22 protein-coding genes are annotated in these 24668 nt (G+C 41.7%); 5 read left to right on the forward strand and 17 right to left on the reverse strand.

What is annotated here, in order from left to right; translation table 11 throughout:
• The 6 genes from CFT42_RS05330 to helD all read right to left on the reverse strand — a co-directional run bounded on the left by CFT42_RS05330 (position 1) and on the right by helD (position 7572).
• On the reverse strand, positions 1-1503 hold the full coding sequence (locus CFT42_RS05330) for a T7SS effector LXG polymorphic toxin (protein WP_088815580.1): 1503 nt from the start codon (positions 1501-1503) through the stop codon (positions 1-3).
• Positions 1500-1868, reverse strand: coding sequence for a hypothetical protein (locus CFT42_RS05335; protein WP_088815581.1), 369 nt, complete (start codon positions 1866-1868; stop codon positions 1500-1502). The genes CFT42_RS05330 and CFT42_RS05335 overlap by 4 nt, the downstream gene beginning before the upstream one ends.
• Positions 1868-2155, reverse strand: coding sequence for a DUF3130 family protein (locus tag CFT42_RS05340; RefSeq protein ID WP_159457888.1), 288 nt, complete (start codon positions 2153-2155; stop codon positions 1868-1870). Before CFT42_RS05340 ends, CFT42_RS05335 begins: the two co-directional genes overlap by 1 nt.
• A 137-nt stretch (positions 2156-2292) precedes the next feature.
• Complete coding sequence (locus CFT42_RS05345) at positions 2293-3771, reverse strand: peptide MFS transporter (protein ID WP_088815582.1); 1479 nt, start codon at positions 3769-3771, stop codon at positions 2293-2295.
• A gap of 70 nt (positions 3772-3841) precedes the next feature.
• A complete protein-coding gene (locus tag CFT42_RS05350; protein ID WP_088810378.1) occupies positions 3842-5032 on the reverse strand; it encodes an iron-containing alcohol dehydrogenase in 1191 nt (396 codons plus the stop codon).
• A 227-nt stretch (positions 5033-5259) separates the two neighbouring features.
• Positions 5260-7572 carry an RNA polymerase recycling motor HelD gene (gene helD, locus CFT42_RS05355; RefSeq protein WP_088815583.1) on the reverse strand — a complete coding sequence of 771 codons (2313 nt, stop codon included), beginning with the start codon at positions 7570-7572 and terminating at the stop codon, positions 5260-5262.
• 283 nt (positions 7573-7855) lie between these two features.
• Between helD and cbpA the strand changes: the two genes are divergently transcribed.
• Entirely contained in the window at positions 7856-8491 is a 636-nt protein-coding gene (gene cbpA / locus CFT42_RS05360; RefSeq protein ID WP_088810376.1) for a cyclic di-AMP binding protein CbpA, read from the forward strand.
• 234 nt (positions 8492-8725) lie between these two features.
• Here cbpA and CFT42_RS05365 read toward each other — a convergent pair whose 3' ends face one another.
• Positions 8726-9163: a GNAT family N-acetyltransferase gene (locus tag CFT42_RS05365; protein WP_088815584.1), complete on the reverse strand. Its 438-nt coding sequence runs from the start codon at positions 9161-9163 to the stop codon at positions 8726-8728.
• 10 nt (positions 9164-9173) lie between these two features.
• Positions 9174-10331: a serine hydrolase domain-containing protein gene (locus CFT42_RS05370; protein ID WP_244169933.1), complete on the reverse strand. Its 1158-nt coding sequence runs from the start codon at positions 10329-10331 to the stop codon at positions 9174-9176.
• A gap of 168 nt (positions 10332-10499) precedes the next feature.
• Between CFT42_RS05370 and CFT42_RS05375 the strand changes: the two genes are divergently transcribed.
• On the forward strand, positions 10500-11513 hold the full coding sequence (locus CFT42_RS05375; RefSeq protein WP_088815586.1) for a tagatose 1,6-diphosphate aldolase: 1014 nt from the start codon (positions 10500-10502) through the stop codon (positions 11511-11513).
• Between the two features lie 62 nt (positions 11514-11575).
• Here the strand turns inward: CFT42_RS05375 and CFT42_RS05380 are convergent, their stop codons facing one another.
• The 3 genes from CFT42_RS05380 to CFT42_RS05390 all read right to left on the reverse strand — a co-directional run bounded on the left by CFT42_RS05380 (position 11576) and on the right by CFT42_RS05390 (position 14936).
• Positions 11576-12796 carry a chloride channel protein gene (locus CFT42_RS05380; RefSeq protein WP_088810372.1) on the reverse strand — a complete coding sequence of 407 codons (1221 nt, stop codon included), beginning with the start codon at positions 12794-12796 and terminating at the stop codon, positions 11576-11578.
• 30 nt (positions 12797-12826) lie between these two features.
• Positions 12827-13513, reverse strand: coding sequence for a CPBP family intramembrane glutamic endopeptidase (locus tag CFT42_RS05385; protein WP_088810390.1), 687 nt, complete (start codon positions 13511-13513; stop codon positions 12827-12829).
• Positions 13514-13598: 85 nt separating this feature from the next.
• A complete protein-coding gene (locus CFT42_RS05390; protein ID WP_088815587.1) occupies positions 13599-14936 on the reverse strand; it encodes a 6-phospho-beta-glucosidase in 1338 nt (445 codons plus the stop codon).
• A 146-nt stretch (positions 14937-15082) separates the two neighbouring features.
• Between CFT42_RS05390 and CFT42_RS05395 the strand changes: the two genes are divergently transcribed.
• Together CFT42_RS05395 and fosX are read left to right on the forward strand one after the other, a co-directional pair.
• Positions 15083-16051: a LacI family DNA-binding transcriptional regulator gene (locus CFT42_RS05395; RefSeq protein WP_088810370.1), complete on the forward strand. Its 969-nt coding sequence runs from the start codon at positions 15083-15085 to the stop codon at positions 16049-16051.
• A gap of 10 nt (positions 16052-16061) precedes the next feature.
• A complete protein-coding gene (gene fosX / locus CFT42_RS05400) occupies positions 16062-16484 on the forward strand; it encodes a FosX/FosE/FosI family fosfomycin resistance hydrolase (RefSeq protein WP_088810369.1) in 423 nt (140 codons plus the stop codon).
• Positions 16485-16611: 127 nt separating this feature from the next.
• Here the strand turns inward: fosX and CFT42_RS05405 are convergent, their stop codons facing one another.
• The 6 genes from CFT42_RS05405 to wsfD all read right to left on the reverse strand — a co-directional run bounded on the left by CFT42_RS05405 (position 16612) and on the right by wsfD (position 24120).
• Positions 16612-16716: a putative holin-like toxin gene (locus CFT42_RS05405; protein ID WP_088810368.1), complete on the reverse strand. Its 105-nt coding sequence runs from the start codon at positions 16714-16716 to the stop codon at positions 16612-16614.
• Between the two features lie 224 nt (positions 16717-16940).
• Positions 16941-17795, reverse strand: coding sequence for a diguanylate cyclase domain-containing protein (locus CFT42_RS05410; protein WP_088810367.1), 855 nt, complete (start codon positions 17793-17795; stop codon positions 16941-16943).
• 10 nt (positions 17796-17805) lie between these two features.
• A complete protein-coding gene (locus tag CFT42_RS05415) occupies positions 17806-19848 on the reverse strand; it encodes a cellulose biosynthesis cyclic di-GMP-binding regulatory protein BcsB (protein WP_088810366.1) in 2043 nt (680 codons plus the stop codon).
• Between the two features lie 10 nt (positions 19849-19858).
• Positions 19859-21109, reverse strand: coding sequence for a glycosyltransferase family 2 protein (locus CFT42_RS05420; RefSeq protein ID WP_088810365.1), 1251 nt, complete (start codon positions 21107-21109; stop codon positions 19859-19861).
• Between the two features lie 10 nt (positions 21110-21119).
• Entirely contained in the window at positions 21120-22616 is a 1497-nt protein-coding gene (locus CFT42_RS05425) for a DUF2334 domain-containing protein (RefSeq protein ID WP_088815588.1), read from the reverse strand.
• Positions 22609-24120, reverse strand: coding sequence for a glycan biosynthesis hexose transferase WsfD (gene wsfD / locus CFT42_RS05430; RefSeq protein ID WP_088810363.1), 1512 nt, complete (start codon positions 24118-24120; stop codon positions 22609-22611). Before wsfD ends, CFT42_RS05425 begins: the two co-directional genes overlap by 8 nt.
• Before the next feature lie 408 nt (positions 24121-24528).
• Between wsfD and CFT42_RS15110 the strand changes: the two genes are divergently transcribed.
• Entirely contained in the window at positions 24529-24660 is a 132-nt protein-coding gene (locus tag CFT42_RS15110) for a helix-turn-helix transcriptional regulator (protein ID WP_088839081.1), read from the forward strand.
• The last annotated feature ends 8 nt before the right edge of the window (positions 24661-24668 follow it).

A 24668-nucleotide genomic window follows, 5' to 3' on the forward strand; every position in this document is an offset into this window, starting at 1 on the left:
TTATTTAATTTTCAATTTAATACTTGACACTAAATTAACTTCTGCCAAATTAACATAACCAGAACTCGTCAAATTAATATCATATATTTCTAACCAACTATTATTTACATTTAGCCCAACACCTCTAAGGGCATTTGGAGATAATATTGCTTGGTCGGGACTTGGGGTATAGTGTCCTGACCAATTCGTAATCCTTCTAATTTGACCAGTTGTTCCATTTATTTTTAGTTTTCCAGCAGCCTGAACAGATTCGCCATTAGCTAAAAATGAATGGCCGCTTCCTAATTTTAGATTCCCATTTATATCAATAATAAAGTCTACTGTTTCAATACCATTTAAACCCTTAATATTCCCGTTTTTTATGGTGAAATTATAAGATTTTCCTAACTGTGCTTCATTCGGATATCTATTTGATATTGTTAGAATTGGGTCAGCTCCACCAGTCTTCCCATACGTCATACTCCCCCGAATGGCTGCCGTGCTCAAGCCCAACCCCATCACCACATCCATCAGGCCACTTTCATCCAGCGTGCCTTTCACCGATTCCACATACGCGGATGCCCGAAGCGTGCCACCAGTCATACCTTTGTATTTCGTGCCGTCCATATAATAGGTGCCAGTTTTCCACGACTCGGTGATTTTTTTGTTTAGCTCCTCATTCGTGATAATTTGGTAGTCACTTGGGTCTAAGTACTTTCCTGCCTTGTCTAAGTATTTCTTCAGTTTCGGGTCATGCACACCCACTCCGTTTTGTTCAAGCAGCCACATCACTTGCGGCTTTCCCTCCGCATCGTAGTACACCACTGCCAAAACTTGATAGGCTTTCAGCGCTTCGACCAGTTTTGGGTCTACGCCGCGAACGGTATTAAGCCGCTGTTTCAAGGCATCCATCGACTGGATATAGCCTTTTGGATATGTATAGGTGCCGGTTTGGGCGTTAAATTCGACTTCCTGCAAGAGTTGTCGCATCGTTCTTTGCGCCGTCATCACAAGTGCTAAAAGTTCTTGGAAAAAGTGGGTATGACTTTGCTCAAATTGTAAATAGTTTTCCAGAATTTTTTCTTCTTCCACCGCTTCAACAAGGTCTAGCCGTAATTGTTGGACGCGTCCTTCTTGGGAAGGACCCGTCTGTGAGGAAAGGGAAGCTTGTAACTTTTCTTGTTTTTGGCGAATACGTTGAGCTTTCTCTACAGCTACACCTAACAACTCCGCATTGACTTTGGCCGTCTTCGAGTCATCCACTTGAGCACTAAAATCATTCAAATAGCGTTCCAGAAGTGCTTCACTCGTATCTAAAATTTCAAGCAAACTCCCGCCTACCGTCTGATAGGTTTCGCGAAAATAATACTGGGAAGCTTGAATCGCTTGCCCGTCTAAGAAATAATCCGCCGAATAACGAAAGGCGCTTGCTTGTACGGCTTGAATACGAGCACGCATGGTGGCATTGGCCTTTTGTAAAGCTTCTTGAAAGGCACGTACTTCGGCAATACTAATCCGGCTCATGAGGACAACGCCTTTCGAAGCTCGGCTTGTTTCGCCTCTAGCTCTCGTAAGGTCTGTTTAGCAGCCGTCATTTGATTCGTGACATCGCTCCTTTGTTCCTCCATGCCTTGTCGCCAGTCGCGTTGTTCCCTGTACTGGACCTCTTCGGTATACATATGAAAGCCCGTGGCACGCTCCCCTTGCCAACCCTCCCGCAGAAGTTCACGCAGTTCCTCTTGTTCCCGCTGAATACGCATATGGTCTTCTTCCAGCCATTCCAATTGGTTCTGTTGATTTTGAAGCATATGTAACCCGTCTTCCATGTCGCTTTCTTGCTTTCGTAACGCCTGTAGCGCTTGTGTGTTTCGCTCACTTTTCGCATCCATTAGCGCAGCCCCATCCCTTCGATGGCTTGTCCTGCCGCTTGATCTTGTTTCGAAAACGCTTCGCCCATTTTCTCTAAACGTGCCGCATCTTTGTCCGCAAGCTCTGAAAACTGATGCATCATCTCAATCGATTCCATAATCGCGGTTCGGAAATCATTGATGGAGTTCGCATAGGAATCGCGCATATTCCCAGAACCCCACGGATGATAAGGATCCCCGCCGCTTGCCTCCCGTAGGTCGCTGGCATGGGTCCGCAATTCGCTTTCGCTAATTTGAATTTTAATCATGTTCATCACCTCTTGATTGTCTTATAAATACATCCTTTAGTATAGCATAAAAAGATATGATAATAAATTGTACACAGATAGTTTTCTGCTATAAAAATGGCCACAAAAAAGGAACCTTTTTCAGGCTCCTAAATTTGTTAATCAATACCGCGCATGTATTTTTTCAGCATTGGTGACATTAAGAAGAGTAGTACGGCGAATCCAATGGCAATAAAACCAGTGATTCCGAAATAAGCTACTTCCGTGTCTGCGCTGAAAAATTGTGTTGCTTGTGCGTTAAATGCTTGTCCCATGCTGTCCGCTAAAAGCCATAAACTCATCGTTTGTGAAGCGAACGCCGCTGGGGCAAGCTTAGTCGTAACGGAAAGTCCGACTGGCGAAATGAACATCTCGCCGACAATACATATAAAGAAGCTCGCAACAAGCCACAGTGGACTAACAAGCGTTGTCGTGTTACCGTTTATTAGGCCTGGGAACATCATAATCACGAAAGATAACCCGGCGAAAAATAAACCAATTGCGAATTTCTTCGGCGTTGATGGCTGTCTGTCCCCTAATTTCATCCAGAGCCACGCGAACACAGGTGATAAGATGATGATGAAAACTGGATTTAATGACTGAAAATTGGCGGGATTTAAAGTAAAACCAAAGATGTCTAGTTGCGTTCGTTCAGCCGCAAAAATCGCGAGCGTCGTCGAGCCTTGTTCTTCTATCATCCAAAACAAAACGGCGATTAGGAATAGCGGAATATAGGCGTACAGCCGTGAGCGCTCTTCTTTTGTCGTTTTTTTACTGCGAATCATCACGACGAAATAGGCGACTGGAATGCCCACACCTAGAATGGTCACGGCAAGGATAATAGTATTAATCGTGAAGCTGCCCGTAACGAATGCAATGGCCGCAATTAAAGCGCCGATTGCAGCCACTAAAGCGAGCGCAAACCAAATGAATTTCCCTTTTTCAGAGTTTGACATGGGATTTGGCACTTGTTTGCCGGCTTCTTTTAAATAAAGTTTTCCTGTGATGACGTATACGACTAGCCCAATTGCCATCCCAACAGCAGCTACACTAAAGCCAGCGTGGAAGCTATCTGTGGCGCCCCAAATACCTGAAACGATGAACGGAGCAATAAACGCGCCTAAATTTATTCCCATATAAAAAAGACTAAAACCTGCATCGCGTCGATTATCGCCTTTTGCGTATAAGTCCCCCACAACATTCGACACATTCGGTTTTAAAAATCCTGTCCCTAAAATGATGAGCACCATCGAAAAGAACAGTGCCGTCGCCCCCATAGGAAGCGCAAGAACAATATGCCCGGCCATAATCAAAACGCCGCCCCAAAAAATCGTGCGCCTTGAACCGAACAAGCGATCAGCCGCCCAGCCGCCGATTACCCCAGACATATAAACTAATGAACCATAAATCGACATAATTGCTGTCGACGTCCCTTGACTAAAGCCAAGTCCCCCATCTGACACTTGTGTGTACATATAGTAAAGCAACAACGCACGCATTCCGTAGTACGAAAAGCGCTCCCAAAATTCGGTGAAAAATAATGTCGCTAAGCCTCTAGGATGCCCAAAAAAAGTTTTTTCCCTCTGTTCAGTTTCCACCCTACTTCACCCCTTTATTTTGATAAAAAAAGGCCATAATTTTATAATTATGACCTTCTGTCTGCGAGGATTATTCTGCTTTTAATGCTTTCTCATAAATCGCTCGACTCACTTCAAGCGTTTGATCGCCGCGCTCTGAAATCGCTGTTAGCTCATGACTTTCAAGTTGACTGACAAGCGCCTCTACAACTTCTTCCCCTAAACCATACTCGCTGAAATAAATCGGGGCACCAAGTGATTCGAAAAATCGCCCAGTGTTCGAAATAGCCTGTTTGACTTTGGCTTCATTACTACCTTCCGTAATATGCCACACGCGTTCCGCATATTGCACAAGTTTATCAAATTTTTCCTTTTTCCGAATCGTTAAGAGTGCCGGCAAAACAATCGCAAGTGTACGCGCATGATCAATCCCGTAAAGCGCCGTAATCTCGTGCCCAAGCGAATGACTCGCCCAGTCGCCTGGAACCCCCTTATTAAGCGTCCCGTTCAGCGCATTCGTCGCCGTCCACATGAAATTCGCTCGCAAATTGTAATCATGATTTTTTTCATCAATCACACTCGGCCCAATCTCAATCAACGTTTGTAGCAAACCCTCCGCATAACGATCCTGCACCATCGCCCCAACCGGATACGTCAAATATTGCTCCATAACATGCACAAATGAGTCAATCACGCCATTGGCAAGCTGCCGCTCTGGAAGCGTATATGTAAGCTCCGGATCAAGTAGCGAAAATTTCGGAAATGTTACCGGACTCCCAAAACTCACCTTTGCCTTTTTCGCTTTAATCGTTACAACCGCCCCACTATTCATCTCAGAACCCGTCGCAGGAAGCGTCAAAACCGTCCCAAACGGAAGCGCCTCTTTTACCGGTTTAGCAGCACCAACGCCGTTCCCAAAAATATCAATCGGGTCGCCGTCAAAACGCGCCGCAGCCGCAACAAATTTCGTCCCATCAATGACAGAACCGCCGCCAACCGCGAGCAAGAAATCATACCCTTCTTTTTTGACTAAATCAACCGCTTGAATAAGCGTTTCGAACGTCGGATTCGCCTCGATACCACCAAATTCACCTGTCGTATGCCCGTGAAGAGCCTCACGAACCTTCAAAAGCGTGCCAAATTTTTCAACGCTCCCGCCACCGTACAAAATCAAAACCTTCTTATCCTCCGCAATTAAACCCGCCAGTTCAGAAAACCGGTTTTTCCCAAAAACAATATGCGTTGGATTATAATAATCAAAATTCCCAATCTGTTTATTCATCATCCTGCTCCTCACTTTCCTATCTTAAGTATTAATACACCTTTTCAATTCTCTTTAAACATTATAACGCGCCGTAACTCATTTTACGAAAAAAACGCCAGCCATAAAGCTAGCGTTTTACATAAAATCAAGTAGCCGATCTTTAAATTTCTCATAAAACAAAGTACCAAGGCACCGTTATCAACCAATAATTAATGCCCCTCTCCATTTTCTGGGACGTTTTACATTCACGAATCACTCGGCATTTGCGACTTCGAAAGTCGTTTTTCAAATTCATACAACCCACTCGGAATCACCTTAAAAAGTGGTGTCATTTCACCATCTGAAACCGCAACTAAGTCGTGCATCGCGCGCGAACAAATCGTATAAAGCAATGTTTTGTCTGCGCTAGTTGGATAGGATTTTTCCGAAGCATCAAGAACAATCACGCTATCAAATTCTAGCCCTTTCGCTAAATAAGACGGGATAATCATAATGCCTTCAGACAGTTTTTGGTTGCCTAGATGCACAAGTTTAACGTCCATTTTTTTATACAGCGACAAATAAGCTTGTTCGCAAATTTCCTGATTCCGTCCGATAATTGCTACCATATTAGACGTTTCATTCAATTTTAAAGCTTGTTCTTGCAAAACTTCCATCATTGCCACAAAACTTTCCGTTTGAATCACTTTTGGCACGTTACCTTGTCTTGAAAACGGAATAATTCGGTCCGATTCCGCCATAATTTCCTTCGTAAAATTCGTAATTTGTTCCGTAGAGCGGTAGCTTTTCGTAAGCTCGACAACCGAAGTTCGCTCGGCATCAAAAAGCGGTGCAATTTCTTTTAACAGCGACTGCTCATCTTTCTTAAAAATGGCTTGGTTTAAATCGCCTAAAAGCGTAAACTGGCTACTTGGAAAAATTGATTTTAAATAAGCAATTTGAGCTTTTGAATAATCTTGAATTTCGTCAATAAAGACAAAACGCATGATGCGATTAATTTTTTTGCCCACAATTGCGTCGTTTAATTCGAGGAACAAAACAGCGTCTTCAAGCGCCAGTTTATTTTCATTTAAGCTTGCCACAACACGATGAATCTCCGCATTCCAATCGGCTTCTGAAAGTCTAAACTCCTGTAAATCAAACAGCCGCGGCGCGTATTGCATAAAGTGACCAAATTGTTGTTTCACATGCAGAAACTGGTTTTTCTCGACAGCCTGATGCAATTTTTTGAACTTCAAACGGACAATTTTTTTCGCCAAATAGTCCTGTTCGTCATCAAAACTTTGGAACTCGAGCTTCGTTGGTACAAGCGCACGATACTGCTCCTCACTAAGAAGCTCCATCTCGTCTTTCACCCACGCCTTCTTGGCTTCCTCATTCGCAATCGTGTATAACTTTTCTCGAAGAATTTTTTTCGTTTCTAAAAGCCTTGCGGGCATTTTATACCGTGGTGTTGCATAAAAAATCGCTTTGATATCTTCCTTAGAAAGTACCGTTTCCCCGCGAAATTTAATATCTTTAAACCGCAAACCGCCATTTTGCAGGAGCGACACGTATTTTCCAATTAGCGTCATCAGAAACGTCGATTCTTTTAAAAGCATCATTTCCTTGCGCGCATCGTTTGTTTCATTTTCAAACTGTTCAAAAAGGCTTTCGACGTCTAGTTTTCCCAACCGTTTCGCAGTGAAATCTTGAAATGTCGTTTGAATCATGTTTTTCTCGCCAAGTTCCGGCAAAACATTCGCGATATAATGGTTAAATAAGCGGTTCGGCGAAAAAATCATCATTTGCTTTTCATCGAGGCCGTTTCGGAAACGGTAAAGTAGGTAGGCAATGCGCTGTAAAACCGCTGATGTTTTGCCACTTCCTGCTGCCCCTTGGACGAACAATAAATCGCTTTTTGTGTCCCGAATAATGCGATTTTGTTCCTGCTGAATGGTCGCTACGATATTTTTCATTTGCAAACTAGATTCGCTGCCGAGCACATCTTGTAGCATCTCGTCGCCAATCGCGTCATTTGTATCGAACATGGACTCAAGGCGCCCATTTTTTATTTTAAATTGACGTTTTAATAACACATCAACGGTTAATTTTCCTTCTGGCGTTTCATATGTGGATTTGCCAATTTGGCCATCATAGTAGACACTTGAAATCGGTGCGCGCCAGTCATACACTAAAAACTGATCGGATTCATCAAGCGCGGAGCCAATCCCGATATAAATTTTTTCACGTGGTGTTTCCTCGTCACAAATATCAATTCGGGCAAAATAAGGCGAACTTTTCATTTTATCAAAAACCGTAAGTTGCTTTTCTCCGTGTTCATAATTTCGCTCGCGCTCTCTTAAAAAATGTTCTTGCTGGCGAATACTGATGTTTGTTTCAGAAACATCGTCTGGCTCTGCTAAGTTCACACGCACATCTTCCCAAAAATTGGACCGAATGTCGCGAGCCTCCTGCTTCACCGATTTTAATGATTCTTGAATTCTTTTTTGTTCCTTTTCGATCTCTTGAATCGTATAATCAATGCGGCTTTGCTCATTTTGTTCTTCTTTATTCATAAAAAAAGCCTCCCAAATTCGTTGACAAAATCAAAAATAAAGTGTATATTATTATAGTAGACTAATTGTGCTTACTTTTAACACTATTTGTAATAGCGTTTTTCAGTATAACACAATTTCATAGAAACAACAACTAACCTTACGAAGGTTTTTTATTTTGCTCAAACAAGGAATGCGTCTTTACGTATTCCTTTATTTTATTGTCCATTACTGTTTATACTGTACTAACCACGCGCTTTAAGCTAAAATAGAAATAGTGAGAAAATAGAATGGAGTGACCGACATGTTAATCAAAAATCTTTGCATCCCAAAAGCAAAATTAACGACTGTTCCTGAAACCGCAACTTTACAAGAAGCCATCCATTTGCTTGAAGAATCTGGCTATCGTTGTGTTCCTGTTCTTGATACAACAGGCGAAAAGTTTCTAGGAAATATTTATAAAATGCATATTTATCGCCATGCCGCAAATGGCGGGAGTTTAACAGATCCTGTAACGTCGCTATTAAAAAATGCAACGAAACATATTAGTGTAAACTCTTCGTTCTTCCAAGTGTTCTTTACCATCAAGGAACTGCCTTATATTGCTGTTTTAAATACAAATGGTGATTTCTATGGTATTTTAACACATGGAAAAATGCTCGGTCTCCTTCAAGACGCTTGGAACGTTGACACGACTGGTTATGTCCTGACCATAGCAACAGGCGAAGTACCTGGCTCTTTAACAAAAATCACGAAGATTGTGGATAAATATACGAATATCTCGAACGTCATCACGCTTGATAATCAATCTGAAGATTTAATTCGCCGCGTCCTCGTTTCATTACCAAACAGCGTAGACGAAAAAATGAAAGACGATATCATCGCTCACTTAGACCGCAAAGGCTTCCGCGTTGTGGAAATCGAAAAAGTTGAGCGTTAACACATCAAACTCTAAACTTAAGCCAAACAAAACGTACCACGCACAATCAGACTGATGACAAATAGTGAGATTCTTACGCATTGCCGAGTACCGCACCGGAGCGTACTTGAGTACGTGATGACTGAAAACAGGAAGGGCGTAGTTTGCCCGACCATGTGAGAAGTTAGGCGAAGCGGAGCGGAACGGAGGCAAAAACTCCGAAGATTGCTGTTTGTCATCAGTCTGGAACCCCCTTCAAATTGAAGGAGGTTCTTTTTTTAGGTGACTAATCGGATACGGGCGACCTTGGCCGTCTGTTTCGCTTTCAAAAACGACACGGAAGCCATTTTTTTTGTAAAAAGAAAGGGCTGCTTTATTTTGCGTGTTAACATCGAGACTTTTTAAGCCTGAGTCTAATAGGCTTTTTAAAATTTGACTGCCATAGCCTTTGCCGCGCTTGGACGGACGTAAGAAGAGCATTTCCAGATGGGCGTCTTGTGTGGCAGAAAACCCAATAACCTCGTCCGCGTCTTCCCAAATTAAAATGTTTAAATGGGGAAAATAAGACGGGATTTCTTGTTCCAGTGCCGCCAAATCTTCTTTTCGCACGAAATCGTGCGTTGCCGCTACAGATTCCCGCCAAATAGCCAGCAAGGTTTTGTAGTCGGCTTCATTTGCTTGGTTAGAATTCATGCGACTTCTCCTACTTGTTTAAAATTTCGTAAATGTGGTTGTTTACTTTTCCAAAAGAGCGAATGTTGTTTTGAATGTTTGAAAATAGCACAACATAGGTTTTTCCGCTGTGGCTCATGCTGTTTGATACGTTCCAGCCGTTTAATACACCGTGGCTATTGTAGCTGCCTGGGTCGACGTAAAAGCCCATGCCGTAAAAGGACGGACTTCCTTTTGTGAACATTTTTTGGAAGCTTTTTTCGAATAAAAGTTGCCGCGTGCTAAGTGCATGGTCGAATAAATACATATCAAACGCGGACATATACATGTTTCCCACGCCGAAAAGTTGCGATAAATCCGGAAGCGACGGCTCCGTGTAACTGCCGTCTTTTTTGATGTAGTAGCCGACCGAAGCATTTTTTTCTTTTTTGAAGGTTTGGTAAAAGCCAGCCTTTTTCATGCCCGCTTTCTGAAAAATATTTTCCGTGAGGTAATCTGATAGGCTTTGACCGCTTAGTTTTTGGACGAGGTAGGCGAGCACCGTGTAATTCGAGTCAAGGTAATCCCATTTCCCTGGGCCGCGCTTAATCCCCTCTGCCTCAATATCTTTCACAAGCGCTTCAGGCGTTATTGCCGCATTCGATTCCTTGTGGCCGTTCAAACCGCTCGTATGATGGAGCAAATCAGATAGTTTAATTTGACCGCCGTTTGGAAAGCCCGGTAAATACTTCCCTACCGCGTCCTCGGTATTTAAACGGCCTTTCTCTTCCAGTTGCAAAATTGCCGTAGCAATGAATGCCTTCTGCGCTGAACCAATGTAGTAGACTGTGTCAGGCGTGTTCGCCGTTTTGGTTTCCCGATTCGCATACAAATAGCCTTTATTTAAAACGGTATGTCCTTCGCGAACAACAACGGCTGTGCCGCTAAAGCCGATTTGTTTTAAATAGCTATCAATTTCTGTGTTTTCGACCACTTCTGCTGTTTTCGTTTCTTGTTTTGGCTTTTTGGTTTCCTTTTGCTGGCTGACTTTTGCTTTTGGTACATCTTCACTTGTTTTTTTCGGTGTTAGCCAACTAATCCCCACAAATAGGGCTAACAAAAAAAGGACAAGGACGCTAAAAAAGGCTATAATTCGCCTTCTGCGATATTTCTTCCTTAATTCATATTTACTTTTCCGTGTTTTTTCCACTATTTCTTCACTCCTACAGCCTTTTGCTGCCTCAGAAAAAACAGTTTTCACAACTCCATACATGAATAGTAGAGCAAACACGTAAAAAATGCAATCATTTGTTTAAAGCAGTCTGTAAGGGGTAAAATAGAAGGGTCAGAAATCGTTTGAAAAGGAGATAGATAAACTATGGTAACAATAACAAAAGGTAAGTTTGATGGATTGCAAAGACTTTCAAATGAAAAAGGCGTTATCGCTGCACTTGCCATTGACCAACGCGGCTCACTTAAAAAGATGATTCAAGCGGCCAAGGGAACGGAAGATAAAAAAGATGTGGAAGATTTCAAGCGTCTTGTATCGGAAGAATTAACGCCTTATGCTTCTGCGATTTTATTAGATGATGAATTCGGTAAACCTGCGATTAAAGCGCGCCACGAAGGTTGTGGCTTACTTACTTCATATGAAAAAACAGGTTATGATACGACAATTCCAGGTAAATTACCTGACTTAATTGAAGATTTATCAGCATTACAGATTAAGGAAAACGGCGGCGATGCTGTCAAAATTTTAGTTTATTATGATCCAGATGAACCTGCTGAAATTAATGAAATCAAATTCGCCTTTTTAGAAAGAATCGGTGCTGAATGCCGTGCGGTTGACATCCCGTTCTTCCTTGAACCGATTACGTATGATTCCAAAGTGACGGACTCTAGTTCCCTTGAATACGCGAAATTGAAACCGGCTAAGGTAAAGGCATCTATAAAAGAATTTTCTAAACCACGTTATGGTGTAGATGTTTTAAAACTTGAAGTTCCAGTTAACTTCAACTATGTTGAAGGCTTTACGGACGGTGAAACTGCTTATTCGCAAGAGGTTGCTGCTCGCCATTTCGAGGAATGTTCCGACCTTTCTCCGCTGCCATTTATTTATTTAAGTGCTGGTGTTACTGCGGAAATGTTCCATAAAACGATTGAATTTGCGAACAAACATAACGTTCAATATAGTGGCGTTTTATGTGGCCGTGCGACTTGGAAAGATGGTATTGAAGTTTACGGTAAACAAGGTGATGATGCGCTTCGCGATTGGCTTCGTACGCAAGGTAAGGAAAACATTACTTCCTTGAACAAATTGTTAGACGAAGGCGCTGTTCCTTGGTGGACAAAATACGGATCACTTGATGATGTGAAAGTGGTTGAAAAATAAGAAAATCAAAACCCAGCTGATAATCTCAGCTGGGTTTTTGATTGATAACGCTAGTTACTATTTTATGCTTGTCTTAACACCATTTTCTTCCAGTCCAAACTCACCAAGAAAGCGGTAATAAGAATGAATGGGAAAAATTGGAGCGGAAAGACGAATAATAGAATCGAGCTTGTCAAAAATGGGCGTCCGACTACTTTTGTACAACTTGCGGCAACAAAAACAGTTACAAGGAAGCTTACATGGATATCAAGCGCCCAAGTAGCCACGTAACCCATTACGCCGCTTGCAAAAATGGCGGGGAAAATCATTCCGCCTTTCCAACCTGCTCCTAAACAAATCGCCGTTAATAAAGGCTTAAACAAACCAATTGCAAGGAGTAACCAGAAGGGATATTGAGCGATTTCGGCTGTAATTTCAACTAATTGATGCTCACCTGAAAATAGAAAATAATGCGAAATCATGCCGAACAGACCGATGCTCACACCACCAATTAAGGCTAGCAAAATTTTATTTTTAATCAATTTAAGAACTTTTTGTACCACATTTTGTAGAAATAAAAAGTAAATGCCAAAAAGGCTGCCAAGGATAATAATTGGGATGAAATAAACGAGGTTCAGCCAAGACCATGAAATTTCCGGTAGCCGGATAGCAAAAACACTTTTTTCTAACGGTAAAAGACCTTTCACAAAAATATACGTCACAAGTCCGCTGACTGACACGAGCAGAGATAGGCAGAGCTTCGACCAGCGCGGTAGTTTTTGCTCTTGATAGTCTTGATCCAAATCTTCAGCGATACCGTTAAGCGGCGCGAGAAACACGACCGAAAGCATGCCGAGAATCCCGAGATTGATGAGACTCTCTTTCCGCTGCATATCCATTTTAATATGGTCAACAAGCCATGTCACAAGCCCTCCGATGATACCTACAAGAGCTGCTTCTGGACCTAAACTTGCGCCAAATGAGAGCACGACCCAGGCGGCCAAAATCGTGTACAACAAACGATTTTTATATTCCACTCGCCCCGTTTTTTTTACTTCGGCCATGTTTTCATGTAGCGTATAAGGAAACGGGCCGACTTTCGTTTGAATAAGTCCGACTAATAAACCACCAACTAGGCCTACTAACACTGGATAAAAACTAAGATTCGGCATAAGTGACGGGATTTCTTGCCAAACAATATGTATGGAAAATTCAATAAGGGCAATAAAAAGGGCGCCAACTAAGCCGACAAATGCTCCTATAAGCAATGTATAACAAATATAAATGAAGGATAACTTTTTCACGGACTACTTCCTTTCCTAAAAGAACAGCTTTTAAATCATGAAGAAAAAAGCCACAAGATTATTAATAAAATGAAGCAAAATACAAGCCTCTAACCGTCTTGTTTTATAATACATAAAAGCAAGCCCAAATGCCATTACAAAGTAGATAAGGAAGCTCAAAATATCTGTTGGTATATGCAAAAATGTAAACAGTAGCGAACTTACAATGACCGCAATTTTCGGATATTTACGCAGAATGACGCCCATAATGAGGCCACGAAAAATGGTTTCTTCCGCAATTGGTGCCAAAATAACAATGGCGGTAAACATCGTTAGAACAGAAGAATTCGTCAAGAAGCCTTCTAATCCTGTTTGATTCGCTGTGTTAAAGTTGGGATTTAATAAACTGATGGTGAATTCAAGTACATTTGACACAAGAAGTGTTGCAGCACCAATGATGAGCGCTTGAATTGTAGCTTTTTTCGAAAAGGGTTTAAAGCTAAATAAACGCATATTGGTCGAATAGGCTAAAAGAATGATGACGCCTAACGCAAACGCTTGCGTCAAGTTCATATACCATGTCATCTGGAAATGATTTAGCGCTGTATCCATCGTGCCCGCATAAAATTGTAGCAAAATCGCAATGAATTGCCCAATCGAATCTAAAATAAAATAGAGCACAACCCAAATAATCCCAAGCCAAGCTTTTGGTTGCTTCTCATCGTTTTCAATTGGCATTAAACCGATCACACCTTTCTCCCTTTTAGCCTAGCATGAAAGCCAAAAAAAGTAAACGACCCGCAACAAGGCGGGCCGCAAAAATTTATTTAACGAGCTGTTTTGTAGTAAATTGTGGTAAATGTTCCTTATGCGCTTCTAGCATCTCATCCAGTAATTCTTGGGCAATGTCGCCACTTGGAACGAGCGGATTTAACGTAAACGCCTGAAGTGCCGTCGCGTAATCACCTGTTACTGCCGCCTCAATTGTGAGCTCCTCCATCGCTTTCATCACTTGCAGAAGGCCACGTTGTGCGGACGGGAACTTCCCAAAATTAATCGGCTCCGCTCCGTGCGCCTTAATCACACTTGTGATTTCAATTGCGCTATCGTAAGGCACATCATCAATCGCACCATTATTTCGCGTAGAAACGACCATCGTTGTTCCTTTGTTGTTGTAAATCGAGTTAATGATTTCGCAGGCCGCATCACTATAATGCGCTCCGCCGCGTTTAGAAAGCTCCTCTGGTTTGTAATCCAAATTCGGATCTTTGTAAAGTTCAAACAAGCTCTCCTCTAAACGTTTCACAACCTCGCCACGAGTCCCTTCATTCTTAAATGACTCAAGCTCCTCTTTTAACATATCGTCCGTCATGTAGTAATAACGGTGGTACGGACACGGAAGCATCTTCAAATGCTTCACTTGCTCATATAAGAAACGCATGTTTTTAATGTTTTCGACCACTTTTTCAGGATTGGCATCAGGCGCATACAAGCCGTCAATCACCTGTTCAGTCAGCTCAGTGCCATCTTTGTCAAACACGCGGTGCCAGTGAAGATGATTAATACCAGCAAACTTGAAAAATAAATCTTCTTCTGGCTTTTTGAGTACATCACTTGCGCTTTTCACTGCGCCAATTGGGACATTACATAAGCCAATCACTTTATCCCATTTTCCGTAACGAAGAACAGCTTCCGTTACCATACCAGCCGGGTTCGTAAAGTTAATCAACCAAGCGTCCGGACAAAGTTCACGCATATCTTCTACAATGCTTAAAATGACTGGAATTGTACGGAATGCCTTAAACATACCGCCCGCTCCGTTTGTTTCTTGTCCAATAATGCCATGGCTAAGCGGAATTCTCTCATCTTTAATACGTGCATCAAGTAAGCCGACACGAAATTGGGTTGTAACAAAATCCGCATCTTTAAGTGCTTCTCTTCTGTCTAAAGTTAAATGTACTTCGCAATCAACGCCAGCAGCTTTCACCATTCTTTTCGCCATATTGCCGACAATTTCCAGCTTTTCCTTACCTGCTTCAATATCAACTAACCATAATTCCTTAATTGGTAGTTCATGATAACGTTTGATAAATCCTTCCACGAGTTCAGGTGTATAGCTTGAGCCGCCACCAATTGTGACAATTTTTACTCCGTTTTTCATCAAATAAACCTCCTAAGTGAATTTAAAGCGTTTTCTTTTTTACATTTTCATCATAAATTATGTAATGCATTACAGGTCAAGCTTTTTCCAAAACTTTTTTTATTTGTGCTATACTTTAATTGAGAGAACAAAGTGAGGTGCTTGTTTTGGCGAATATAAATGAAATTGCAAAACGCGCAGGCGTTTCAAATGCGACGGTTTCAAGAGTCATCAATAAACAAAGTTACGTAAGTGAAAAAACGCGCGCTCGTGTTCAGGCGGTCATCGATGAACTGGACTATGTGCCAAACTTAAATGCCGTTTCATTAAAGAAAGGGGCAACGAAACTAATTGGCATTGTGGCACCAACATTTTCAGATTCTTTAAATGTGTTTATTCGTAGCTTTACAATTGCTGCGCAGGAACATGGCTATAACGTGACCCTTTTCATGACAAAAATCAATCGCGACAAGGAACTTGAGGCACTTGAAATGCTTCGGCGCAAACAAATTGATGCGCTCGTTCTCGTCATCCGTTTAAACGACTGGGAAACCATCGAACAATACACAAAATACGGCCCCATCATTACTTGGCAGCGCGTTGAAAACAAAAAAATCCCTTCTGTTTTTATGAACCAATACGACGGATACATGCTCGGTCTTACGCATCTCTACGAAAAAGGCTACCGCCGCATCACAAACATTTACGGCGTTACTTCGGGACTAAATACGCAAAGTCGCATGCAAGCCTACCTCGATTTTTGTAACGCACACGAAATCGATCCTCACATTGTACGGCATTTTTATGGGATGGGAACACGCAAACAAGGTGAAGAAATCGTCCATTGGTTTAAAGAAACGAAAAATAAGCCCGATGCTTTCTTTACTCCAAATGACTATCTTGCTGCCGGAATTGTTTCTGAAGCTCGCAGGCAAAACCTCAGCGTTCCCGGTGACTTCGCGGTTTGCGGTTTTGATGATTTGGAGATTTCGCACTTGCTCGATATCACGACTATCCACTATCCGATTGATAAGCAAGCGGAAAATGCTTTTACGATTATTCACAATGAATTAGCCGGCGCTAGTGCCCCTCTTCAAGAACTCGAGTTCCGTCTAGTAACCCGAAAAACGACGTGAGGTGAAGAATTTGATTAGAGGACTTAGTCATATGACCTTTATAGTCGCCGATTTAGACAAAGCAACACTATTTTTCGAAAAAATTTTCGATGCGAAAGAAGTTTACGCTAGCGGCGACCAAACATTTTCACTTGCGGAAGAAAAATTCTTTTTAATTGATGACATTTGGATTGCCATTATGAAAGGCGAAACACCGCTTCAGAAAACGTATAATCACATTGCTTTCAAAATTGAGACAGATGATTTTGAGCATTATTATGCGCGTATTCAAGCACTCGGCCTTGAAATTAAAGAAACACGGGCACGCATATCTGGTGAAGGTGAATCCATTTATTTTTATGATTTTGACCAACATCTATTTGAACTTCACACAGGAACTTTAGGAACACGACTTGAAGCATATAACAAGCAAAATAAAGATGGGAAAATTTGATCCATTATGTTATACTTTGAAATAAGAAAAGGGATATGTTGTGTCATATCCCAAAAGAGCCGTAAAGACGGTGACAAAGCTATAAAAATGAAATAATCATCTTTCCCTCGTCAAAGTGAAAAGATGATTATTTGTCTTTTCTAAGTCTAATTAACACGACCATAAAGCCAAGCAAGGCAATAATAAATGTGCCAAAACCTAGCATTAGAGCCATTGTTTCATAAACAGACATGTTGCATTCCTTTCGTAGATTTTATACGTATTCTTCGCATAAGCACCACCTCCAAAACGCCTCCATCTTCACTTCTCTGTCTGTTCAGTCTAGCATAATAATCGACCTTTTTCTATACAATTTTTAGGCCCGTATTCCTTATTTTCCAAGCGCTCTCGGACAAAAAACAAAAAATCTTAAGGAATTAATCTTCCTTAAGATTTTTCTAGTTCAACTATCTCTTTTTAAACATCATATTCTAATTCTTTTTCAGCCGCTTCGATAAAATCAAGCGGTGTTTTAATCGTATCTGGATCGAAGAGTTTTGCGCCTACTCGGAGCTCAATGCGCACGCGGTATTTTGTAGCAAATTCGGTGTTATTGGCTTCACTAATCCGTTTTTTGATGCGGTCGGACACAAGTTTCGCCCCCGGATCATCGGTTATGAGAAGAAGTCCCCATGTGGCCTCTTCTTTATCCAGTAAATAAAGCACGTCACTCGTTCGAATACAAGACTCCAGCAGTGCTGAAATATCTTGCAAGGCAACGCGCATTTCCTCGCTACTTTGGAATCTTTTTAGCTCTTTCCAGTGGCGAACTTTGACAACAAGTAACGCAAGCGGCATATCATAACGCTTAGAAATGCTCGCAAAAATCGCTTCATCATTTTGGAAAGAAACAATGTTTTTTAGTAGCGTATCTTGATCAATCGTACCTAAATATTCATTTTGTGACTTAATGACTGCATTTTCCAGCTGTAATTTCGTCGTATTTCGTGTGAATAAAAATGCCGCAACCGTGAAAAGTGGTGTCATAATCAGCCAAAAATATGAACCAAGTGTATACTCTGTCCCTTTTGTAACTGTTTCATACAAAATATATGTCGCGTAGCTGAAAATAAACACAATATTTAAAATCAAACCTAAGGTCAAATTCGTAAAGTACGTAATAATCACAAGTAAAAAAGCGATGTTAAAAAAGATGATATTGGTTAAATAATTGGTTGGGTCATCCGCAATAAAAGCTACACTAATAAAACAAAGAAGGATGAACAGCAAAAACCCAATATCCGTTATAAAATCACTACGATTTCGTTTCATTTATCCTCCCTCATTTCTTCCGATATTTGCGCAGTAATAAGACCGTTGCGACAATAAGAATAATTAGCGTCATAATGGCTACGCCGACAAAAGCTAGTGTCGCCTGATTATCCGTCAGTTTTGATGCAAAAGATGTTTTTTCTCCGGCATCTGCAACTTTTTTGAAGCGATACGCATGAATGGTGTCGTCGGTATCCATAATCGCACCGTCGCCGTAGGTTTTACTTAACATTTCAGCGGAACCTAGTAGCGTGGCGCCAAGCTCGGTTGTGCTGCTTGTCGGCCCCGTAATCGCTAAAATCGCATTTTCTTTGTTAAAAATGGAGGGGATGAGTTGGACGCTTCCGATTCGCTTCCCGTAGGACGGGTCAATTTTCAGTTTCTCGTTTGAGAGGAAATAAGTACCCGCTTTGTTGTATTTGAAATACAATTGGTCGTTCGCCTGCTTGATGACCGTGTTGTCGTTTAAACCGCCGACCGCAATGATGTTGCTCGCTTCATTGGCCGATTTAAAATCAGCGCTTTTGACGGCTTCTAGGCTGCCATTGTTGCCATCAACGAATTGACCGAACAAGTTAAATACATTTTGCAAGGCGTTCATCGTATTTGCGTCTGGGTTGTCGGGTAACACCACAACCGCTTTATTAAACTGCCCATCTTCAATCATCGGGTACGGATAATTGTTGAATAGAAAGTCTTGCTGTTCCTCGGTTTGCAAATTGAACGTCGACTCATTTGTGACAAAGCCCCATGGAATTTCAGAATCGTTAATGAAGCCGCAATAATTATCGGTTAACACTAGATCAAATGCGACTGTGACGTTAAAATTGCCCACAATATTCATATCTTTTGGCACATTAATCGTGAACGAATCATCATTTGCTTTTTTCGCCGTTAGCTTTTGGCTTCCAATTGGTTTGCCGTTAATTAAAACGGTGACAAGGGAATGCTCGAAATCAAGGTTACTTGAGTAGCGATACTTTAAGTTCACTTTAGTCCCGTCCGAAATGCTTCGGTTTGAAGGCACTTTAATAAAATAATCCTGCTCCACGTGGCCGATGCCCTTCACTTTGTCGCCTTCTTCGGTCAGCTTAATTTCTTTGTCGACTTTCGACTTCGGCGTCTCTACTTTTTCGTCCTTTTTCACCCACTTTTCGTTTAAAGCAAGTTGGGACATGAGCGCCTGGTTGCTAATAAGCTTCGCTGCCGTTTTTAGCGCTGCATCGCTATTTGAGGTGACTACCAAAACTTCTTTGCCAGATACGCGCGTGAGTTTCATGACGGCTTGGTCATCCAATTTCGCTTTATCAATCCCCGCTTGAAGTCCGGCCGGCAAATCCTTGAAATTCGCGATAACAAGTTGATACGCCTTATCCGCCCTTTCAGTATACTTCCCGAATGCAATTTGCTTATCGTCCAATTGATTTTCATGCGCAAACGCCGTCACCGCTTGAAGCCCGGCCGTCATTTCCGCATTCGCCGCCTGATTTGAAACAAAAACGCCGCTTTGTTCATTTTTCACCGTATCGATGCCCGTAAAACGCTCATTAAAATCCGCAATCGTATTTTTAAACGCCGCAGCGTCGTAATCCACCAAAATGCTGCTCGCTTTGTCAATGTGCAACCAATTCGCTGGCGTGTCGTCAATCGTACATTGATTATCTGGCAGCGTCGTATAAATAAAGCCTTCTATACTTAGCACATTGCTCCCCTTTTTCAACTTATCGACCGGCACATCAACCGTAACCTCCTGCACGCCCGTCTCCCCTTTAGCCGGACGGAACGAATAGAACGGCACATCATTCACCGAGAAGGTTATGGTTGAAACCTCTTGTTCCGAAAGCTGCGTCACACGGTAAACAAGCTTCACCTTCACCGTCTTTGTATTCCAATAATTTTCAATCGTAAAATTTTGTTTTGTTGTCGTATATTTTCCGCGCGCTTCCTTGTCAACGCCAAGCACCGTCTGATAAGTCGCCGCTTCCGCATGAAGCTGCATGCCAGCAAAAAAGAAAATCCCGAGCAAAACAGCCAGTACACCTAATTTTTTCATAATGCCCCTCCTAAAATCGCTCCGTCTTGTACCATTTCGTTTCCCGTTTTAAAATCGTATCCTTTAAGAAAATATAGAATCCATAAGCAGCAACAATCATCCATAGCTGACAATACGTCACATACATCAACATAATAAACAAGAAATTCGAAAGCGAAATCTCGTCTTTTTCCGTTGAAAGCGTAATGAAAGTCCCCGTAATAAAAAGAATAATTGCAAGCAACCAAAGCGTCGTACTAAAGCTCGCAAGCGTCGTATGCACATAACCTAAAAAGTTAAAAATAAGGAGCGCATCACTAAGAAGCAGCGAGCTCAAAAGTAAGAAATAAATCGATAAAAAGTACAAAATATCAAACCGCACAGGACGACCTTTTTTTTGGAATAAAAGCGGCACATTTTTTAGAATGACGTAAATGTTTCCCTTCGCCCACCTTGAACGTTGCTTAAACCATACAGGAAGCGTCTGCGGTTCCTGTTCCCACGTAACAGCTTTCGATTGGAACTTAATTCGGTAGCCCATCATGTATATGCGAAAACTAATTTCCGTGTCTTCGGCTACCGCCTTCTCGTCCCAGCCGCCAATTTCCGTTAAAATCGACCGTCTGACGACAAAATTTGTTCCTGGAATCGTGCACAGTTTAAATAGTGACCACCGCCCAGCTTGCGCCATCCACTGGAAGCTAAGCGTCTCAATATTAATAAAACGGGTCAGAAAGCTTGCATTCCGGTTCCGCGTTCGAAACTTCCCAATGACCGCCCCTAAGCTTTTATCGTTTGTGATTTCCCCAATTAGGTAGCGCAGTGCATTTTTTTCAGGTGTATTGTCCGCATCATAAATCGCGATGTAGTCCCCCTTGCTTTTTTCAAAACCAATGTTTAACGCATTTGATTTGCCCTTCCCGCCCGTTTCGCTATCCGTATTAATCACAGTAAGCGCGCGGTTTGGGTATTTCAGCTGGATATTCCGCAAAAGTTCCGCACTGTTGTCGGAAGAATTATCGTTGATGACAATCACTTCGAAGCGATCGTTTGGGTAGTTAAATGCAAGCAAGGATTCCACCGTTTTCACAATTACTTTCCCTTCATTGTGCGCTGGAACCATGACCGAAACGAAAGGTTCCTCGCCTGCAATTTCTGGCACTGCACGCCGCTCATTGCGCAAATAGTAAATGTATCCCGCAATGATAAGCACGATATTCACAAGTAAAAGCCCCCAAATACAAATGACTGCAAACAGCGATAAATAATCTGCAACCGTCAAATCGCTCACCTCATTTCACATATTTTTTCCGGTAAACTCGGTACCCAATCAAAAACAAAATCACAAACACGAGCAAAGTCGCCAAAATAATAACCGTTAAAACCTTTGATTGGGTAGAAAAGAATTCGTTTAGCGAGGCTTCTTGCTTCGTAGCCTCCGTCTGCTTCATCGTATCAGACTTATCTTGCGGACTGATTTCCTGCCCGTTCACGTATAAAAAGCCATTTTGAGCCGTAATCTTATCCTTTTCCGTCTGAACGGCATGCGGTAAATCCGCATAATCCTGAATCGGTAATTTTTGAAGCCACTCAACCGTTTTCTTTAACTCAGCTTCATCACTAAACAAGGAAAAACCAAGTGCAGTGTCCACCACAAACCGCGTCTGTTCCGCATTTTTAGCCCATTTCGCGTAATGCTTGCCGTCTAAATAAAACAAGGCATTTTGAAACGCATTCGTTTGGTTCGTTTCAGCGGTGTAAACGATATTCTTGTTTGGGAATAAAATGGCGGAGGAAAACGGGGCTAATCCTTCGTCACGATAAATTTTATCCCTTTGCCAGTACGCTTCTGAACTTATCCCAAGCGGTGCAATTTCGTTTTCCGCAAAGAAGTGGATGGAAGTCGCCATCACATCGGTTAATTCGCCCTTCTTGCTTTCCCCAAAAGTAACGACTGGCGCATTTAAAATGATGCTCCCACCTCGCGTTTCAACGTACTGCAAGAGTTGCACATATTTTTTAGCGGCATTTAATTTCATGTTTTCAAACACGGGTCCAGCACTCACGATGAACGGAATGCCCGCTTCGTAAAAGGCGTCAGCTGTTTGTTGTACCATCTCAAAATTCACAAATGGATTCACATCGCGAATGACAACATATGGCTTCCCAGTCTGTTTCGCCCCGTAAAAATCGTTCAGCACCTCAAACAAGGCCAATCCACTAACCGGCGTATCCACTAAAAAGCTCGCGTAAGACACATCGCCATTTCGAACCGCGTAAGGGAATTTAGTTCCGGTATCCGTCGTCACTTCGCCCATTTTGTGCCCTTCAGCCGCTTGAATAAGGTTCAGTTTCCCTAAAAGAAGTGGTTCAGATTGCAACGCCTCATGCACTTTCACCGAAACAGCCGTATCATTCGCTTGCACTGCAAGGTTTCCTAATTTCTCCCGCGCCCAATCAGGTGGCGTTTGCCCAACAAATAAGATTTTCTTGCCCGACTGCTGCAACTTCTCACTAATTTTGCTGTCTAAATGCTTCGTTTTATTTTGCACAACAATTATAAAGTCCGCGTCTGCCTCCAATTTTTCATGCACGTCTTGTAGCCGCACAGTTTGTCCGTAAGATGCAAGCATCCTTAAAAGCAAATCAACATTTCCATTCGTCACATCTTGTTTCGCCAAACTATCGTATAAAACAAGCGTCGTTCCAGCCTTAGCAGCCTCGCCTGGTGCGGGCCATAAACAAATACTACTAACGAAAAGAAGCACTAAAAAACATTTTTTAAACATGTTTGCCCGCCCTCCTTTTCGCAATTTGTTTGCCGACCAATTCCGTTAATGAAGCTAATACCATTAACAACACAATATCGAAACAAACATTGAACAAAAATTCATGTTTCGCTAAATCAGCTTCCCCGTCACCAACAATCGTCGTAAGTAACACCGAAAAGCTCGTTCCAACTAAAATTAAAACTAAATCGAGCCTAAGCATTCCCCGAAAATCGCCTAAATGCCACTTTTGAATGATTCCCCGGCTGTAACCCGAAGTGACAGCCACAGCCCATAAAACAATCATCCCAAATGCAGACGGCGAAGCATTATGTTTCACCGTACTATAAAGCGTAAAAAAGCCTGTTTTAGCCCCAAATGGCTTGCCCGCACTCTCTTCATAATTACCCATTTCTAGCGGACGAATCGTAAAGGCATGTTCCGCTGACAAATTCAGCATTTTAAGCAACGCATCAGGGTGCCCCACATAAAATTTCAACACTGGCACAAATCCAAAATGGCTATAAAAATGATCTTCCATAAAGGCACTATCCGTTTCCACCATCTTATATTTTTGGAAATAAGTTGTGCCTTTTAAAAGCGCAAACTGCTCATTTATCCCCATTTCTCTTAAATCTTTTTCTGGGTTTTCGGAATCCAAAATGACTCCGCGCGTCATCGTTTGGTACTTGTTAATCGTCACAAACGTTTCAGGAATAAAGGCATACATCAGCACACCAGTTAGCACGATAACCCCCAGTGCGGAAGCCACCCAAACCTTAAAAGCTTTATTTTTTTTAATAAAGAGAAGTAAAAGTCCGAGTACACCGATGACGATAGCGACCGGCGCGTTTTGCTGTTTCGTGGTGATAAGAACAATGCTCGAAACAAAAAAGAGCCCGAGCATCCAGTAATCATTGTAGCGATTTTGATACATAAGTAGCAGGCTTGCCGCGATATAAAGCATCGCAATCATCATCAAACCTTCACCAAAAAACGAATTAAAATACGCCAAATAAGCTGTATCCCCGAAAATCAGAACCGCAAAAATCGCCACCATATAGCCACGCCAGTCCTGCATTTTCACCGTAATTCCTTCCACGAGCAAATAAATCGCCACAACTAAGAAGAGCAAATAAATGACCGCCAAAAAGCGAATATCAAAAACGCCATCTAAAAAGAAATTATTAACAAACAAAGCCGCTTGAATAAATACACTTTGGGAGGAAAAAAAGGCGGTGTTTTGTTCGTTAAAGTACTCATAAATCGGATAGTCTTTTACGAAATACCCAAATTGTGTCGCCGAATGCTGAACCGAATCAACGTACATATTATTACTGGAAAACACCCGAAAAAAGTCCCCATTGTCGGCTAGACCGATATAAGGCGGCACAAAAAGAACTACAATGCCAATTATAAAAACACCAATTGCAGCCAAAAGAGCCGGACTGATAGACTGCTTACCCCAATGAATAAAAGCTATCCATTTCAAATAGATAACCCGTTTTATGCGCCCCGTATCCATGCAGTCCCCTCCTTTTTATATGAATTGGATTTTTTTCTAACTACTATATACCTAGTACTTTCAGACATATTTTAGACACATTTACAACACAATTATACCAAAAATAAAGAAAATTACTAGCTAGAATCCTTTTTTTGCGTTTCTAGATGTAAAAGAAGAGCGATCTTGTTTACTAGATAACTTTAATCTTTAGGTATACGAAAAAGCGATAACTTACTAGTAAAGTGCCTTTTTATTATTCTAATAACATTTCCACCCTTAGTTTATATTCTTCATCTTTGTATGTCTAAATATTTCGATTTTTCAACAATTGCTTCAAAGCACTTATATCTGAAGCATAAACAGACTGTTATTCTTCATTTAAACCATCAACTTCTTTTAAAACTTCTTGCTTTTCTAATAGATAAAATGACACAACAAGCACTAGCTGACTTAGTTAGTGTAAATCGTGTAACTTATAAAAACTGGGAAAATGGCAAGAGAGAGCCTGAACTTGATAAAGTGGTAGAGCCTTGCAACAGAACTAAATTCCACTGTTGATTATCTTC

Source organism: Listeria goaensis (assembly GCF_900186125.1).
GTDB classification, from domain to species: domain Bacteria; phylum Bacillota; class Bacilli; order Lactobacillales; family Listeriaceae; genus Listeria; species Listeria goaensis.

Excerpts from the sequence above, each read along its gene's own strand:
- cbpA (WP_088810376.1), top strand. The coding sequence starts at position 7,856 with ATGTTAATCAAAAATCTTTGCATCCCAAAAGCAAAATTAACGACTGTT.
- CFT42_RS05390 (WP_088815587.1), bottom strand. The coding sequence starts at position 14,936 with ATGAAAAACGGAGTAAAAATTGTCACAATTGGTGGCGGCTCAAGCTAT.
- CFT42_RS05385 (WP_088810390.1), bottom strand. The coding sequence starts at position 13,513 with ATGCCAATTGAAAACGATGAGAAGCAACCAAAAGCTTGGCTTGGGATT.
- CFT42_RS05340 (WP_159457888.1), bottom strand. The coding sequence starts at position 2,155 with ATGATTAAAATTCAAATTAGCGAAAGCGAATTGCGGACCCATGCCAGC.
- CFT42_RS05415 (WP_088810366.1), bottom strand. The coding sequence starts at position 19,848 with ATGAAAAAATTAGGTGTACTGGCTGTTTTGCTCGGGATTTTCTTTTTT.
- CFT42_RS05350 (WP_088810378.1), bottom strand. The coding sequence starts at position 5,032 with ATGAATAAACAGATTGGGAATTTTGATTATTATAATCCAACGCATATT.
- CFT42_RS05365 (WP_088815584.1), bottom strand. The coding sequence starts at position 9,163 with ATGAATTCTAACCAAGCAAATGAAGCCGACTACAAAACCTTGCTGGCT.
- CFT42_RS05335 (WP_088815581.1), bottom strand. The coding sequence starts at position 1,868 with ATGGATGCGAAAAGTGAGCGAAACACACAAGCGCTACAGGCGTTACGA.
- CFT42_RS05375 (WP_088815586.1), top strand. The coding sequence starts at position 10,500 with ATGGTAACAATAACAAAAGGTAAGTTTGATGGATTGCAAAGACTTTCA.
- CFT42_RS05410 (WP_088810367.1), bottom strand. The coding sequence starts at position 17,795 with ATGAAACGAAATCGTAGTGATTTTATAACGGATATTGGGTTTTTGCTG.
- helD (WP_088815583.1), bottom strand. The coding sequence starts at position 7,572 with ATGAATAAAGAAGAACAAAATGAGCAAAGCCGCATTGATTATACGATT.
- CFT42_RS05425 (WP_088815588.1), bottom strand. The coding sequence starts at position 22,616 with ATGTTTAAAAAATGTTTTTTAGTGCTTCTTTTCGTTAGTAGTATTTGT.
- CFT42_RS05330 (WP_088815580.1), bottom strand. The coding sequence starts at position 1,503 with ATGAGCCGGATTAGTATTGCCGAAGTACGTGCCTTTCAAGAAGCTTTA.
- CFT42_RS15110 (WP_088839081.1), top strand. The coding sequence starts at position 24,529 with ATGACACAACAAGCACTAGCTGACTTAGTTAGTGTAAATCGTGTAACT.
- wsfD (WP_088810363.1), bottom strand. The coding sequence starts at position 24,120 with ATGGATACGGGGCGCATAAAACGGGTTATCTATTTGAAATGGATAGCT.
- CFT42_RS05405 (WP_088810368.1), bottom strand. The coding sequence starts at position 16,716 with ATGTCTGTTTATGAAACAATGGCTCTAATGCTAGGTTTTGGCACATTT.